Origin of the sequence: Comamonas sp. 26, from assembly GCF_002754475.1 — a bacterium.
GTDB lineage: Bacteria > Pseudomonadota > Gammaproteobacteria > Burkholderiales > Burkholderiaceae_C > Comamonas.
Genome location: NZ_PEFL01000001.1, coordinates 2945133 through 2959484 on the forward strand (window position 1 = coordinate 2945133; position 14352 = coordinate 2959484).

The 14352-nt window shown below is 57.7% G+C and carries 15 protein-coding genes and 2 tRNA genes; 4 read left to right on the forward strand and 13 right to left on the reverse strand.

From position 1 onward, the window contains the following. Window positions 1–88: 88 nt before the first annotated feature. From crcB to CLU84_RS13760, 7 genes are read right to left on the reverse strand one after another with little or no spacing between them, the layout of a single operon-like run. Entirely contained in the window at window positions 89–466 is a 378-nt protein-coding gene (crcB, locus tag CLU84_RS13730) for a fluoride efflux transporter CrcB (protein WP_099738026.1), read from the reverse strand. A gap of 44 nt (window positions 467–510) precedes the next feature. Continuing rightward, the gene (gene mnhG, locus CLU84_RS13735; RefSeq protein WP_099737634.1) at window positions 511–939 is read right to left on the reverse strand and encodes a monovalent cation/H(+) antiporter subunit G; all 429 of its coding nucleotides are present in this window, start codon (window positions 937–939) and stop codon (window positions 511–513) included. Continuing rightward, the gene (locus tag CLU84_RS13740; protein WP_099737635.1) at window positions 936–1214 is read right to left on the reverse strand and encodes a K+/H+ antiporter subunit F; all 279 of its coding nucleotides are present in this window, start codon (window positions 1212–1214) and stop codon (window positions 936–938) included. The genes mnhG and CLU84_RS13740 overlap by 4 nt, the downstream gene beginning before the upstream one ends. Further along, window positions 1211–1711 (reverse strand): Na+/H+ antiporter subunit E, encoded by a 501-nt coding sequence (locus CLU84_RS13745; protein WP_099737636.1) that lies wholly within the window; start codon window positions 1709–1711, stop codon window positions 1211–1213. Before CLU84_RS13745 ends, CLU84_RS13740 begins: the two co-directional genes overlap by 4 nt. After that, entirely contained in the window at window positions 1708–3537 is a 1830-nt protein-coding gene (locus CLU84_RS13750; protein WP_099737637.1) for a monovalent cation/H+ antiporter subunit D, read from the reverse strand. Before CLU84_RS13750 ends, CLU84_RS13745 begins: the two co-directional genes overlap by 4 nt. After that, window positions 3534–3899 (reverse strand): Na+/H+ antiporter subunit C, encoded by a 366-nt coding sequence (locus CLU84_RS13755; protein WP_099737638.1) that lies wholly within the window; start codon window positions 3897–3899, stop codon window positions 3534–3536. The genes CLU84_RS13750 and CLU84_RS13755 overlap by 4 nt, the downstream gene beginning before the upstream one ends. Continuing rightward, the gene (locus CLU84_RS13760) at window positions 3899–6874 is read right to left on the reverse strand and encodes a monovalent cation/H+ antiporter subunit A (RefSeq protein WP_099737639.1); all 2976 of its coding nucleotides are present in this window, start codon (window positions 6872–6874) and stop codon (window positions 3899–3901) included. The genes CLU84_RS13755 and CLU84_RS13760 overlap by 1 nt, the downstream gene beginning before the upstream one ends. Before the next feature lie 225 nt (window positions 6875–7099). Between CLU84_RS13760 and CLU84_RS13765 the strand changes: the two genes are divergently transcribed. From CLU84_RS13765 to murI, 4 genes are all read left to right on the forward strand, one after another. After that, window positions 7100–7579 (forward strand): GNAT family N-acetyltransferase, encoded by a 480-nt coding sequence (locus CLU84_RS13765; RefSeq protein ID WP_099737640.1) that lies wholly within the window; start codon window positions 7100–7102, stop codon window positions 7577–7579. Then, window positions 7576–8157 carry a hypothetical protein gene (locus CLU84_RS13770; protein ID WP_099737641.1) on the forward strand — a complete coding sequence of 194 codons (582 nt, stop codon included), beginning with the start codon at window positions 7576–7578 and terminating at the stop codon, window positions 8155–8157. The genes CLU84_RS13765 and CLU84_RS13770 overlap by 4 nt, the downstream gene beginning before the upstream one ends. A 42-nt stretch (window positions 8158–8199) precedes the next feature. Then, window positions 8200–8718 carry a hypothetical protein gene (locus CLU84_RS13775; RefSeq protein ID WP_199173736.1) on the forward strand — a complete coding sequence of 173 codons (519 nt, stop codon included), beginning with the start codon at window positions 8200–8202 and terminating at the stop codon, window positions 8716–8718. 85 nt (window positions 8719–8803) lie between these two features. Next, window positions 8804–9676: a glutamate racemase gene (gene murI / locus CLU84_RS13780; protein WP_099737642.1), complete on the forward strand. Its 873-nt coding sequence runs from the start codon at window positions 8804–8806 to the stop codon at window positions 9674–9676. Between the two features lie 9 nt (window positions 9677–9685). On the opposite strand, the gene CLU84_RS13785 is transcribed toward murI, so the two are convergent. The 6 genes from CLU84_RS13785 to CLU84_RS13810 all read right to left on the reverse strand — a co-directional run bounded on the left by CLU84_RS13785 (window position 9686) and on the right by CLU84_RS13810 (window position 14281). Next, on the reverse strand, window positions 9686–10291 hold the full coding sequence (locus tag CLU84_RS13785) for a YgjP-like metallopeptidase domain-containing protein (protein ID WP_199173737.1): 606 nt from the start codon (window positions 10289–10291) through the stop codon (window positions 9686–9688). A 73-nt stretch (window positions 10292–10364) separates the two neighbouring features. Beyond that, entirely contained in the window at window positions 10365–10997 is a 633-nt protein-coding gene (locus CLU84_RS13790; RefSeq protein ID WP_099737644.1) for a DUF6806 family protein, read from the reverse strand. Window positions 10998–11225: 228 nt separating this feature from the next. Beyond that, a tRNA-Leu gene (locus CLU84_RS13795) sits at window positions 11226–11314 on the reverse strand. A gap of 99 nt (window positions 11315–11413) precedes the next feature. Continuing rightward, window positions 11414–11489, reverse strand: a tRNA-Gly gene (locus tag CLU84_RS13800). 98 nt (window positions 11490–11587) lie between these two features. Continuing rightward, window positions 11588–13210 carry a FadD3 family acyl-CoA ligase gene (locus CLU84_RS13805; protein ID WP_099737645.1) on the reverse strand — a complete coding sequence of 541 codons (1623 nt, stop codon included), beginning with the start codon at window positions 13208–13210 and terminating at the stop codon, window positions 11588–11590. 3 nt (window positions 13211–13213) lie between these two features. Further along, window positions 13214–14281 (reverse strand): ferredoxin--NADP reductase, encoded by a 1068-nt coding sequence (locus tag CLU84_RS13810; protein ID WP_099737646.1) that lies wholly within the window; start codon window positions 14279–14281, stop codon window positions 13214–13216. Between the last annotated feature and the right edge of the window lie 71 nt (window positions 14282–14352).

The window sequence follows — 14352 nt, forward strand, 5'->3', positions numbered from 1 at the left end:
ATACGCTCACAAAGCGATAGCTCATCAGAGTATTTAGCCTCTGAAAGCCAAAGCCATTTGCCTTAATAGTGGTGAATGGCGCAGCCACTCAGCGAGCCATCCAGACGTTCCAGCTCAGCATACCCATATAGGTCATACACAGCGACCCCACAAGGTGAATCGCGGCCCAACCCAGGGCTACCGCCAGGCGCTGCTGCTGCAGCAGGCCAATGACTTCGGCCGAGTAGCTGGAGAAGGTGGTCAGGGCCCCCAGAAAGCCGGTGACGATGGCCAGCTTCCAGACCGGATCGAGCTGGGGCATGGACTGAAACAAGGCAATGCAGACCCCGATCAGATAACCGCCAATCAGGTTGGCAGCCAGAGTCCCCCAGGGCAGGCCTGCCCCGGTACTGAGCCACAGACCCAGCCACCAACGCGAAAGCGCGCCCAGACTGGCCCCCAGACAGATAGCAAAAATATTAAGCATGGTGGCCAATTTAGCGCAAGAAAGGCGTGATGCCGGCCCTGCCCTCAGCCCTTTGCAGCAGCGGCTTTGGTTTCGGCGTCTTCCACCTCTTCTTCATCCAGCGGCTCGTTGCGCACCAAATTGCTCAGTGTGGGCGGCACGTCTTCGCCCGACCGGCGCGAGCGAAACAAGGCCGCGCGCATGAGGAAGATGGTCGTAATAGGCACGGTTACCGCCACAAAAATGGCGATCAGCACCGAGTGCATGACAAAGCCCTGACCACTGACCGAAAAATAAATCCAAGTCGCATGCATGATGAGCCAGCAGCCCATGGTGGCGATGATGGACGGCGCATGCACACGCTCGAAGTAGCTCTTGAGCCGCAACAGCCCCAAAGAGCCCATGAGCGCAATCAGCGCCCCCAGAGACACCAATGCAGCCACCAGAATCTGAGCCCACAACGGCAAGTCCACGCCAATAACGTCTGTGCTCATTCGATCACCTCGCCACGCAGCAGGAACTTGGCCATGGCCGTTGAGCCCACGCAGCCAAACAAGGCCACCAGCAAAGCGGCTTCAAAGTAGTTGGTGCTGTCATACAAAATGCCCATGACAAGCATGACCAGCATGCCGTTGAGATACATGCAGTCCAGCGCCAGCACGCGGTCTTGTGCATGCGGGCCTTTAAGCAGGCGCAGCACCGAGCAGCCCATGGCAGCCAGCAGCATGAACAGCGAGGCAATCAGAACCCAATAAAACCAGGGCGTCATTCAAAAATCTCCATCAGCAGGCGCTCATAGCGTGACTTGACAAAGTCGGCGAGCTGGTTCGCATCCTCCACCTCCAAGGCATGCAGCAGCAGCATCGAGCGATCACGCGAAATCTCCGCCCAGGATGTGCCCGGAGTCAGGCAGACAATCATGGCCAACACCGCCAGCCCGTTGGGGTCACGCAGATCCAGCGGAATATGCACAAATGCCGCCGGATGGTGACGCATGCGCGGGAAAAGCAGAAACCGCAGCACATTGAAGTTGGACACCGAGGTATCACACACCACGCGAAATGCCAGCTTGAGGATGCTCAGCGGGTGACTGACCCGCACCGGCAATGGGCGCAGCCCACCCAGCAGCACGGGGATGAGCAGGCCCAGAATCAGGCCTAGCAGGATCTGGCCGGAACTGACTGAGCGGTTGAGCAGCAGCCACAGCACCAGCAATGCCACAGACAGCAGTGGCGCGGGGAAGATGGATTTCATCAGGTGCTTCATGGGCGGGCCTTTTCTTTCTGGGTCGCCACACTTGTGGGCTTGGCATCCTTCGAGCTCTCGCTTGCTTCACCAATGCCCTGTACCGGCTCGGCCTGCATTTCCTGCGCTGCAGCACGGGCAGCAGCCTCGGGACCCGCTGCTTCCTGCGCCTTCTTTTCCTTGGGGGTTGGCACAGGTTCCTGGCCCATCACGGTACGCACATAAACGTCCGGTGAATGCAGGGCGTTCGCCGCGCGCTGGGTATAGCGCATCACATCATCAGCCTTGACAGTCAAGGCCACGCAGCACAGCAGCAATGCCGCAATAGGCAGGCCTTCAGCCACCTTGAGCGATGGCGCATTTGTCTCTGGGTTGGCCCAGAAGTGGCGAATACCGGCGCGCGTCAGCGCAAGCAGTGCCATCAGCCCAGTGACGATGAGCAAAACCACCATGCTCCAGCCCAGCACGCCAGGGTTGACCCCGGCAGACATGCCCATGCCCAAGGGGTTGAGCAAGCTGGTCAGCATGGCGAATTTGCCCAGAAAGCCAGCCAGCGGCGGCAAGCCAGAGATGAGCAAGGTGCACGCCATAAAGCTCAAGCCCAGAAAAGCAGCAGCAGCAGGGAAGGCGCGGCCAATCAGCAGCTCTTCATCATCATCCAGATTGAAGCCTTCGGATGGCAGCAACTCGGCGTTAAGAAAAGGCGCCTCATCGTCCTCATAAGGCTCGCCCTCTTCCTCAGCGGTACGCCAGCGGTCAACCACATCCGCAATCAAGAACAGTGATGCTACTGCCAGAGTGGAGCCTGGAAGGTAGTACAGCAGGCCCGAAGTCAGTAAATTCTGGCCAAAGCCAGTAGCAGCCAACAATGTGCCAGACGACAGAATGGCCGCAAAGCCCGCAAGATGCGTCAGCCGCTGCGAGCCCAGCATGCCAATGGCACCGAACGCCATAGTGAGCATGCCCCCCACAATCAGCCAGGTACCGCCAAAAAGGGCTGATGCTCCGGCTTCTGAGCTGAAAAGAAGCGTCCACAGACGCAAGATGACATAGACGCCCACCTTGGTCATCAGCGCAAACAGCGCGCCCACAGGGGCGGTTGCAGCGCTGTAAGCGGGTACCAGCCAGAAGTTCAGCGGCCAAAGAGCGGCCTTAATTAAAAAGGCCGTTCCCAGCACGCCTGCCGCTGCGTGCAGCAGGCCACGGTCAGCATCCTGCACCAGCGGAATAGCACGGGCCAGATCTGCCATATTGAGCGTGCCCGTGATGCCGTAGAGCATGGATACACCAATCAGGAACAGCGAAGACGCTGCCAGATTGATAGCAATGTAATGAAGCCCGGACTGAATTCGTGTGCTGCCAGAGCCATGCAGCAGCAAGCCATAAGAGGCTGCGAGCATGATCTCGAAAAACACGAACAAGTTGAACAAGTCCGCCGTGATGAAAGCCCCACTCAACCCCATGAGCTGCAGCTGGAACAGCGGGTGAAAATGCACCCCCGCCTTATGCCAGCGCGCAGCAGAGAACACCAGTGATGCCAGTGCCACCACATAGGTGACCAGCAGCATCAGAGCGGTGAGCCGGTCCATCGCCAGCGCAATGCCAAAAGGCGCAGGCCAGTTGCCCGGCATATAGACCGACATGGTGACGGAGGAACCCGCCTGATTGGTCCAGCCCAACAGCATGACCACGATCACCAGACTGATGGTGGTGGACAGAATATTCATGCCCAGCTTAAGGCGCTGGCGCTCCTCGCGCAGAAACAGCATCAGCGCTGCGGTCAGCATGGGCAGCAAGATGGGTGCCAACATCAAGTGCGGCATCAGGTACTCGATCCAGGCCGTCATAGCATTTCCTGCTCGTTGCGCGAGTGCAGACCATCCACATGGTCATTACCCGAAGATCCACGCGATGCGAGCAGCACCACCAGAAACAGTGCCGTCATGGCGAAGCCGATGACGATGGCCGTCAGCACCAGCGCCTGAGGCATGGGGTCAGCATAGTGAGACAAGTCTGTGGGCACGCCGTTTTGCAGCACCGGCACCTTGTTAATAGCCAGACCCTGGCGACCCATGGCAAAAATGAACAGGTTGACGGCATACGACAGCAACGCCAACCCCATGATGACCTGATAACTACGCGGGCGCAGCAGCAGCCAGACCCCGGAACCGGTGAGCACACCGATGGCAATGGCCAGAACGATTTCCATTACATACCTCCCCGTGCCAGTGCTTCGGCTGTTGCAGCCTGCACAGCGGCTTCAGCCCTCTTGGCTTCTTGTTCCTGCTCTTCCAGCAAGCGTGCGTGGAAACGATGACCGCGCACCGATTGGTGGGCAATCGCCGTCAAGATCAGCATGGTCGAGCCTACGACCAGCGCAAACACACCTATATCAAAGAACGTGGCGCTGGCAAGATGTACATGCCCCACCAGCGGCAGCGCAAAGTCAAAGCTGTGACTGGTCAGGAAGGGGTAGCCCACGAAAATGGAGCCCAACCCCGTGCCCAGCGCAAACAGCAGACCAGCAGCAATCCAGCGACGCGGGTACAGCGGCAAGTGCGCCTCAACCCAGTGCGTGCCAGAGATGATGTACTGCATCAGCAAAGCGACTGAGAACACCAGCCCCGCCACAAAACCGCCACCGGGCTGGTTGTGGCCACGCACAAAGATGTAAGCGGCCACCAGCGCTGCAAATGGCAGCAACAAACGCACCAACACCGCAGGCACCATCAGGTAGCCTACGGCCGTATCGCTGGCGTTGCGAGGGTTGAGCAAGTCGGTCTGCAAGTCACCAGGCACATAGCGCTGCTGCTCAGGAATGTCCATCGCCTCACGCGCGGGGCGGAAGCGGCGCAGCAAGGCATAGATGACGATGGCCACAATGCCTAGCACCACAATTTCGCCAAAGGTATCAAAGCCCCGGAAGTCCACGAGCATCACATTGACGACATTGGTGCCACCACCACCGCCCAGAGCGTTCTCGAGGAAGAAGGTAGAAGAGCTTTCATAGAAGGGACGGCTCATCATGGCAAAAGCCAGCCACCCCATACCGCCGCCAGCGATCAGCGACAACATCAAGTCACGCAGGCGGCGTGCCTTGGCGCGTGCATCAGCGTTATCCGCCACGCGCATGTTTTTGTCACGCTTGGGCAACCAGCGCAGGCCCAGCAAGATCAGTACCGTGGTCGCCACCTCCACCACCAGTTGGGTCAAGGCCAGATCGGGAGCCGAGAACCAGAGGAAGGTCAGCACCGTGCACAGGCCGGTGCCGCCCAGCATGATCAAAGCCGTCATCCGGTGGTACTTGGCCTTCCAGGCAGTCCCCAGCGCGCACAGGCAGCCAATCGCCCAGAGCAGCACAAAAGCCCAGGAAATGGGTAAAGTACCGCGATTACCCAGCTTCATGCCCCAGATCCACAGCGGCAAGGCAGCTGCCACCAGGGCAATGCTTACCAGCCACAGCATCTGCCACTGCAGGCGGCGGGTGGACAGATTGCGGCGCCCAGCCCGGCCCAGCCAGGTGATGCGGGCCAGCAAATTCTCAAAAATCGCGCGACCACTGATACGGCCCAGCACCGGCGTAGTGTCGAAATGCCCTGCCGTGCGCTGCCAGCGCAGCAGTGTGTAGAGCAAGATACCGCCCGCAAGCGCCACCAGACTCATGATGAGAGGCATATTCCAGCCATGCCAGATGGCAAGGCTGTACTCAGGCAGGTCACCGCCCACCACTGGCGCAGCAGCAGCAGCAAGAAAGTCGCCCACCGCCCATGCGGGCAAGATACCCACAATCAGGCAGGCCAGCACCAGCAACTCAACTGGCACACGCATCCAGTGCGGCGGCTCATGCGGCTCATGCGGCAGGTCCGTCGCTTTGGGGCCAAAGAACACATCTACCGTATAGCGCAGCGAATAAGCCACGCTGAACATGCCAGCCACAGTGGCCACCACCGGCAGCACCGTCTTGACCCATGGTGCGGCATCCAGATAAACGGTCTCGGCAAAGAACATTTCTTTGGAGATAAAGCCGTTGAGTAGCGGCACCCCCGCCATGGCCGCACTGGCCACACAGGCCAGCGTGGCGGTAATCGGCATCATGTAACGCAGGCCAGATAACCGCCGGATATCTCGCGTGCCACTTTCGTGATCCACAATGCCCGCCGCCATGAAGAGCGAGGCCTTGAAGGTGGCGTGATTCATGATGTGGAATACCGCCGCCACTGCCGCCAGCTTGCTGTTCAAACCCAGCAGCAGGGTGATGAGGCCCAGATGCGAAATCGTTGAATACGCGAGCAATCCCTTCAAATCATGCTGAAACATGGCGCAATAGCCGCCAATCAGCAGAGTTAACGCACCGGCACCCCCCACCATCCAGAACCATGCATCGGTATCTGCCAGCACTGGCCACAGCCGTGCCAACAAGAACACTCCCGCCTTGACCATAGTGGCCGAATGCAGATAAGCCGACACCGGCGTAGGCGCTGCCATGGCATTGGGCAGCCAAAAATGAAAAGGGAATTGCGCACTTTTAGTCAACGCTCCCAGCAAAATCAAAACCAATGCCACCAGATAGAGGTGGCTATCCCGAATTTGCTGTCCTGCGGCCAGCACGTTATCCAGGTCATAGCTGCCTACGATATGACCGAGCACCAGCATTCCCACCAGCATGGCCAACCCGCCGGTGCCCGTGACGGTCAGCGCCATGCGCGCACCCCGCCGCGCATCCTTGCGGTGGTACCAGTAGCCAATCAACAAAAAGGAGAAAAGACTGGTCAGCTCCCAGAAGAACACCAGCTGAATGATGTTGCCCGACAGCACCACCCCCGCCATGGCCCCCATAAAAGCCAGAAAAAACGAGAAAAAGCGCGGCACTGGATCTGCAGGTGACATGTAGTAGCGCGCATAAAGCACCACCAGCGCACCAATGCCAAAGACCAGCATGGCAAACAGCCACGCAAAGCCATCCATGCGAATAACGAGATTCAGCCCCAGCGCAGGCAACCAGGGAATTTCCTGTCTCAGTACCGCCCCATCCGCCATTTCTGGGAAGAGCATCCCGACTTGAACGGCACAGACCAGGGCAATGATGCCGGCCAGCGTGGACTCCTTGTTACGAGCGTTCGCAGGCAATAAAGCAGCAAGAATGCTGCCGGCAAAGGGTAAGAGAATGAGGTAAATCAGGGGCATGGGCGGATTATTCTAGGGGGTGAGGTGTTTTTTACCGCTATAAAAACCTGAGCATTTAACTGCCTTTAGACGACTGTTCGCCTTCAATTGATGCATGAAAATTCATCGAAACAGCGGGTTGCATGCAGATAAAAACCAGCCACGTCAGGACTTAAACACCTTGGCCGCATACCCCAACCCCTTGTTTGAATTCATTTTTACCAAACTAGAAGCACCTGCCAATCCATGCATATACGCAGCTACCAGAGCGGAGATGAAACAGCGCTGTGGAACATATTTCACAGCGCTGTCCATCAATTGGCTGCCTCACACTACACGCCAGAGCAGCTCAATGCATGGGCATCAGACCAGCCAGACTGGCCTGCATGGACTGCGCGCCTGCAAGCGCTGCAACCCTTTGTTCTTATAGAACATAACGGTCAGCCGGCAGGTTATGCAGACCTGCAGCCCAATGGCTATATTGATCACTTTTTTATAGCACCATCTCATGCAAGGATAGGTGCAGGCAAGCAATTAATGCAATATCTGCAGCAACTGGCCGAGCAGCGCGGCCTTAAAGAGATCAGCGCGGACGTCAGCTTGAACGCCCAGCCGTTTTTTTTACACTCTGGCTTTGTGCTGGTGCGCCAGCAGCAGCCCGTCATACGCGGCATTGCTCTGGCCAATGCCCATATGCGTAAAAGCCTCCACCATTTTAAAAAATGAACTGGCTCTGGAAACCCAAGACGCCCACCCCACAGAAATGGATGATCTCCATTTTTCTGCTATCCCTGATCGCCGCTCTGACCCCCATGCTCTGGCGCAGCTTCGTGCCTGCTGCCCACTGGCAGCTGCAGTCTCTCTATGGCGCACTACTACTCACCGCAGCCGGCGGGTTATGGCTGCGCAGCCTGTATCGACGCAAGCTCTGGCGGCCGGCAGGGCCGTGGACAGACTACGGCCCCATCAAGTGCAGCCTGATGACTGCGCTGTGCGCCTGCTTTTTCGTCTTTGTGCTCTGGCTGGATCTGGTCGCCGCGCTGCCAATGGCCTACACCCGCGTAATGGGCGGTGAGGTGACGTTTACAGGCATCGCAGAGAAAAAACGCGGCTCTGGCCGCCATGCCTGCCGCCAGCAGCTCAAATTGCCAGACGTTCACTACATTTTGTTTGAGTTCTGCATCAACGAGGACTCTTTTGACGACTTGCCCGATGGTCCTCTGCCCGCTCGTATCTCTGCGCGCCAGAGCTACTTTGGCAGCAGCATTCACACGATTGAGCTGGCCGTTGCGCGCTCCCAATAAACCCTAAAGATCCAACGCATGCGATTGCTTCTACTCCCTCTCATGCTCCTCGCAGGTCTGGGGCTGCTGTGCAGCTTTACCCTGCACCTTGCCTCACTCGCAGGCCACGCCACCCAGATGCAAAATCTGCTGACGGAAGATATGCAGTTCCGCGTAATGACCAGCATCACCGCAGGCATTTTTGTCGTGTGGCTGCCCGCTGTCCTGATCGCCCAGCGCATCAGCAAAGGTAACCGCCTGAAGTTTTCCTGGAAGGATGTGCTTGCAGGCTGCCCGCAATGGATGAGCTACGCCGTCTACGGTCTGTTTGCCTATGCATTTATCAACTTCTTTTTATCCATCTCCACACGCGAGATGGACAGCCAGCAAGGCCTTCGCACCTTTTCAGGCCACTGGATGCTGTTTTACGGCATGGCGCTATGTATTTTCTTTTCAAGTTGGAGGCGCCCTTCACTGCTACGCACCCGGCACTGCCCTGCCGGGCATGAAGTGGCGCATAACGACCAATTTTGCTCACTTTGCGGCCTGCCTGCGGTGCAAAGCAGGCAAGATGAGAACTAATCAAGGCCTTGCACAGATCCGCATCGCACAAAGCGGCGCATACTGACATCCGCCTCCGCCCTCACTCCACATCAACGCCAGCGCCATGCCCACCTCTCAATCCCCGATCGGTATTTTTGATAGCGGTGTTGGCGGTCTCAGCGTGCTCCAGGCGCTACGCCATGAACTGCCACACGAACAGTTTGTGTACCTGGCAGACAGTGGCAATGCCCCCTACGGCGATGCGCGAGGTGATGCCTTTGTGCGAGAGCGCAGTCTGGCCATTGCCCAACACCTACTTGCACAGCACGGCATCAAAATTCTGGTGGTGGCCTGCAATACAGCCACGGCAGCGGCCGTGGAACTGCTTCGCTCCCGCCTGCCGGAGCTGCCCGTGATTGGGGTAGAGCCCGCAATCAAGCCCGCATCGTTTTCCAGTCAGACCCACCATGTGGGCGTGATGGCAACGCGCGCCACCATCAACAGCCAGCGCGTGGCACGGCTGGTGGCCGATCACAGCGAGCGGGCCGACTTTCATCTGCAAGCCTGCGACGGACTGGCCAAAGCCATTGAGCGCAGTACCGAGCAGCCTTTACCAGAGCAAGCTGACACTACAGAAATAAGAGCACTTTGCGCAAGATACACAAGCGCTCTAGGCAGTTTTGGTCAAAAAACAGGGCAAATGGACACTCTCGTGCTGGGCTGCACGCATTACGTGTTTGTCAAAGACGATCTGCGCGCCTTGCTAGGCCCGGATATTCAACTGCTAGACACCGGTGCCCCCGTCGCCCGTCAGACACGCCGCATGCTGGAGCAGCGCGCCCTGCTGGCCCCTGAAGCCCATTCACAGCAGATCCAGCTTCAGACCACCGGCACCTTGAGCGCACTGCAAGCCGCCGCTCAGCGCTGGCTGGCCCTGCCCGCGAGCTGCTGCGCGATGGTCAACGTGCCATCGCCCAACGCGGCAATGACGGCCTGAGCGTCAAGATCAGCCCCAAAGCGGTTCACCACCGCAATCCAGATAGCTGAGATAAAAGCGCACATCAAATTCGAGCTGGTGATACTCAGACTCCATGTGCATGCACAGCTGATAGAAGGCTTTGTCGTGATCCATGATGCGGATATGGGCCAGCTCATGCACGCAAATCATGCGCAAAAATGCATCAGGTGCCTGCTTGAACATGGCCGCAATATGAATCTCATGTCTGGCATTGGTCTTGCTGCCATGCGCGATGGAACGCCGCGTGTGCAAGCCCAGCGCATTGCGCATCACATGAATCTTGCTGTCGTAAGCCACTTTATGCAATTGACCCGAATTGCGCAGATATTCCAACCTAATATCGTCAACGTAGTCGTAAAGTGCCTTATCCGTACGCACCACATGCGCCTGCGGATACTTGTTCAGCAGCCACTCCGCGGCCTTGCCCGCCACCAGCCATTCGCGCACCTTGCTCTGCAACGATGGCGCATAGCCCGACAGATACGGCAAGGCCAGCTGCGCCGGTGCATTTTCAGCCGTGGCACGCGCAGCCCTGTTCTTGCGCAGCTGCTGCGTGATGGCACCTGAATATTTGGGGGTAGGAATGGGCTTCATCGCAAAAGACAAACCCTCTGTGTCACGGCCTGAAGACCGTAGCGCAGAGGGCTTTTTAATTAGAGTCTGTGAATCAGTGCAGATGACGTGGGCGGCGGTTGCCTCCACCATGACCAGAGCCTGAGCCGCCGGAGCCACCGCGCGGGGGCTTGCCCAACTCAAGCGAGCTGACCAGAGCTTCAAAGCGCTGGGAGAACAGCTTGTCGATCTCCTGGACCACGCCACTCAGCTCAGCCCCATCAAAGTGGCGCTCCATCAGGCCGACAACGTCCTGCACCAGCAGGTCACGCTGCACCTGCATGATGGCGGCGGGGTTAGGGCCCACAAAGAGCATGACGAAGTCATCGCGGCTTTGCGACTCATCAGAGGCTTCTTCTTCATCGAACTCGGTGTCGTAGAAGGTCACCTCAATGGCCGAGCCCTGCTCGGCCAGCTCGTTCAGGCTCATGCACATATCGTCCAGCGCCTGACGGAAGTCTTCATCACCGCGCACCGTCCAGCACATCTGCAGCAGATGCTCCTTCTTATCGAGCTGAATGCCGGGTTCTTCTTCATAAAGACTCCCCTCGGCTTCAGTCAACGAGCGCGCACCGGCATAGGCCCACAAAGGACGCAATGCGTCTTGCAACTGCTCGTACGTAACATCAGCACGGAGCAGAACCTGACCGTGGACATGAATTTCAAAAGCAGCGTTGTAACTAGGCATCTTTTTTCTCTTGGAGTGCAGGCCCTGTCAGCATGACAGAACTGAGAACCATATTGCACCGAAGTATGGGCTTTTCCAAGCTCGTGAACCAATGCTTGACACAAGAATGCCAAATCGCATCTCAGACCCTGGATTTTCCCACTTTCAGCACAGCTGACATGCAAGAAGGCCTCTGAAACCACAAATACAAAAAGCCCGCTACACAAGATATAGCAGGCTTTTCAATTCTGGTGCCCCGAACCGGAATCGAACCGGTACGCTTCGTTAAAAGCGGCAGATTTTAAGTCTGCAGTGTCTACCAATTTCACCATCGGGGCCCACTTCACAATGTGACGCATACGCCAATGTGAAGTATTGCATCAGCCATGCGACTAAAGCAATAAAAAAGGGAAGCTTACGCTTCCCTTTTCAAAACTTGGAGCGGGAAAACGGGTTCGAACCGTCGACCTATACCTTGGCAAGGTATCGCTCTACCAACTGAGCTATTCCCGCATTTCTGAAAAGTGTTTCACTCAACAGAGCAGATTCGAATTATAGCCACGATTTTCAGGTAATTTTGAGAATCGGACTACTTTTTCAAGACTGCGTATTCAAGCCGGTTGCGCAGCCTGCTCCAGCTTGGCTTTGACGATCTGCAGCAAATCGCGCTTTTGCACCTTATTGGAGGCATTCACGGGCAGGCTGTCGAGTTGCTGCACAAAGCGCGGCACCTTGTAATTCGCCATATTGGCACGGCACCAGACGATGAAAGCATCTTTGTCCAGCGCCACGCCATTGCGCGTCACAACGCAGGCGCAACCCACTTCACCCATGCGCTCATCGGCCACACCGACGACGGCAATCTGAGCCACATCAGGGTGATTGGAGAGGATGCGTTCAATTTCAGCCGGGTAGCAATTGAAACCGCCGACGATGAACATATCCTTCAAGCGGTCGGTAATACGCAGATAGCCGTTCTCATCGAGCACGCCCACATCGCCGGTATGCAGCCAGCCATCCGCATCAATAGTCTCTGCCGTCGCTTTCTCATCCTCAAAGTAGCCCTGCATGATGTGATAGCCACGCAGCAGTACCTCGCCAGCCTCACCAGCAGCTACAGGCTGGCCCTGCTCATCCACGCAGCGCACCTCTGTGCCCGGCAAGGCCTTGCCGCAAGTATTGGCCACGGTTTCCACATTATCAGCAGGCTCGCACAGCGTAGCGCAGCCACCGCATTCGGTCAGGCCGTAGGCGGTCGTCACGTTCTTGATGCCCAGTTCTTCGCGCATGCGCTTGATGAGAATCGGGGGAACAGTAGAAGCACCAGTCACCGACGACACCAGCGAGCTCAGATCAAAGCTCTTAAGACCCGGGTGCGCCAGCATGGACAAGAACAACGTGGGCGGGCCGGGCATGAAGCTGATGCGGTCGCTTTCAATCCGGCGCAGAATGGCTTCGGCATCAAAGACCTGCTCAGGGTAGACCGTAGAGCCTTGCAGCAAAGCGGCCACCCAGCCGGCCTTGTAGCCAAAGGTGTGAAAGAAGGGGTTGACGATCAGGTAACGGCTGCCTTCGGTCAGCCCCACCACATCAGACCAGGCCTTGAAGGCCAGAATAGTCGGGCGATGCGAGCACATCACGCCCTTGGGGCGACCTGTGGTGCCTGAGGTGAACATCAAGTCAGCTGTATCGTCTGGCTTGATCTGTGCTTCGCGCTGCTGCTGGGCTTCGGCGGTTGTGCCTTCGGCCTTGGCCATGAACTGCTGCCAGTTCAGGTCTGCACTGGGCAGCACCTTGTCGCCCAGCACCACCACCTGCTCCAGCGTTGTGGGCCGCTGACCCGTCAGCAGATCAGGGTAGTAGTTACTCAGAAAATCGCCCACACACACCAGCACTCTGGCGCGGCTGCGGTCCAGAATGTCGGCGGCTTCGCCTCCCTTCATGCGGGTGTTCAGCGGCACCAGCACGCCACCGGCGGCATGCACGCCGCAGGCCGCAATAATCCATTCGCTAACATTCGGTGCCCACAGGGCCACACGGTCACCAGCCTGCACGCCCAGTGTCATCAAGGCGCGGGCGGCCTGGCGGCTCAGTTGCTGCAACTGTTCATAGCTGATGGATTGCCCGTTCTCGACAATCGCTGCGCGGCTGGCGAAGCGGCTGACCACATCGGCCAACATGCCAGGCAAAGTCAGAGAAGCCTCAGTCAGCGCGCTCTGGTTGATATTCGACATAAATTACTCCGGAAATTTGACGCGCAGCTTTTCGCTGGTGGGAACGGACTGACAGGCCAGCGTCCACTTCTTGGACAAATCTTTGGCATCCAGCACTTCGTTGTGGCGCAGATGGACACTGCCGTCCTGCACCTGACACATGCAAGAGGCGCACATGCCTGCCTGGCAGGAATACGGCACATTGATACCTGCGCGCAGACCCGCCTCCAGAATGGTTTCAGTGCCGCTGCAGGTGAACTCGTACTCCTCACCATCTAGGCGCAACTGCACCACAGCTTCATCAACCGCAGCCTCCACAGACGCAGCCGCCTCCTGCATCTGTTGCAAGGTTTCCTCGTCAGGTAGCGAGACAAAGCGCTCCACATGCACCTGCTCCGACGGCATTCCTGCTTCGATCATGGCCGTCTGTGCCGCATCCATGAAGGGGCCGGGGCCGCAGATAAAGGCTTGACCAGCATCGGCGACCCAGGGTGTTGCCCAGGCCACCAGTTGTTTTTGCGACGGTGCGCCCTGCACCGAATCCAGCCAGTGAATGACTTGCAGGCGATCGGGATACTCGGCCGCCAGTTGCTGCAAATCTTTCTTGAAGATCACCGAGCGCTCATCGCGATTGGCATAGAACAACACCACATTGCCCTGATGCTGATTGAGCACCGTGCGCAGAATCGAAAACACCGGTGTGATACCACTGCCACCAGCCAGCAGCAGAAAGTTCTGCGACAAGTTTCTGGGCGAAAACAGGCCAGAAGGCGGCATCAGCTCGATGGCGTCGCCCACGCGAATTTTGTCGCACACCCAGTTGGAACCACGTCCCTGATTCACGCGCTTGACGGTGACGCGCAGCGCATTGTCCAGCGCAGGCGCGCTGGACATGGAATAACAGCGGGGCACATAACGGCCATCGATAGGCAGTCGCAGCGTCAAGAACTGGCCGGGGCGATAGCTGAATTGCTCGGCCAGTGCCTCGGGTACATCAAACACGATGGATTTGGTGTCGTGCGTTTCATCAATCACCGCGCTCACGCGCAGCGGGTGGTAACGCGATGTGGTTGTTGTGGCTTCACTGCTCATTTTTATTTACCCCTTACTCACTCACACTTTTTGTCGCAGTCATGTGCCGACGCCCCGACACATGACTGCCC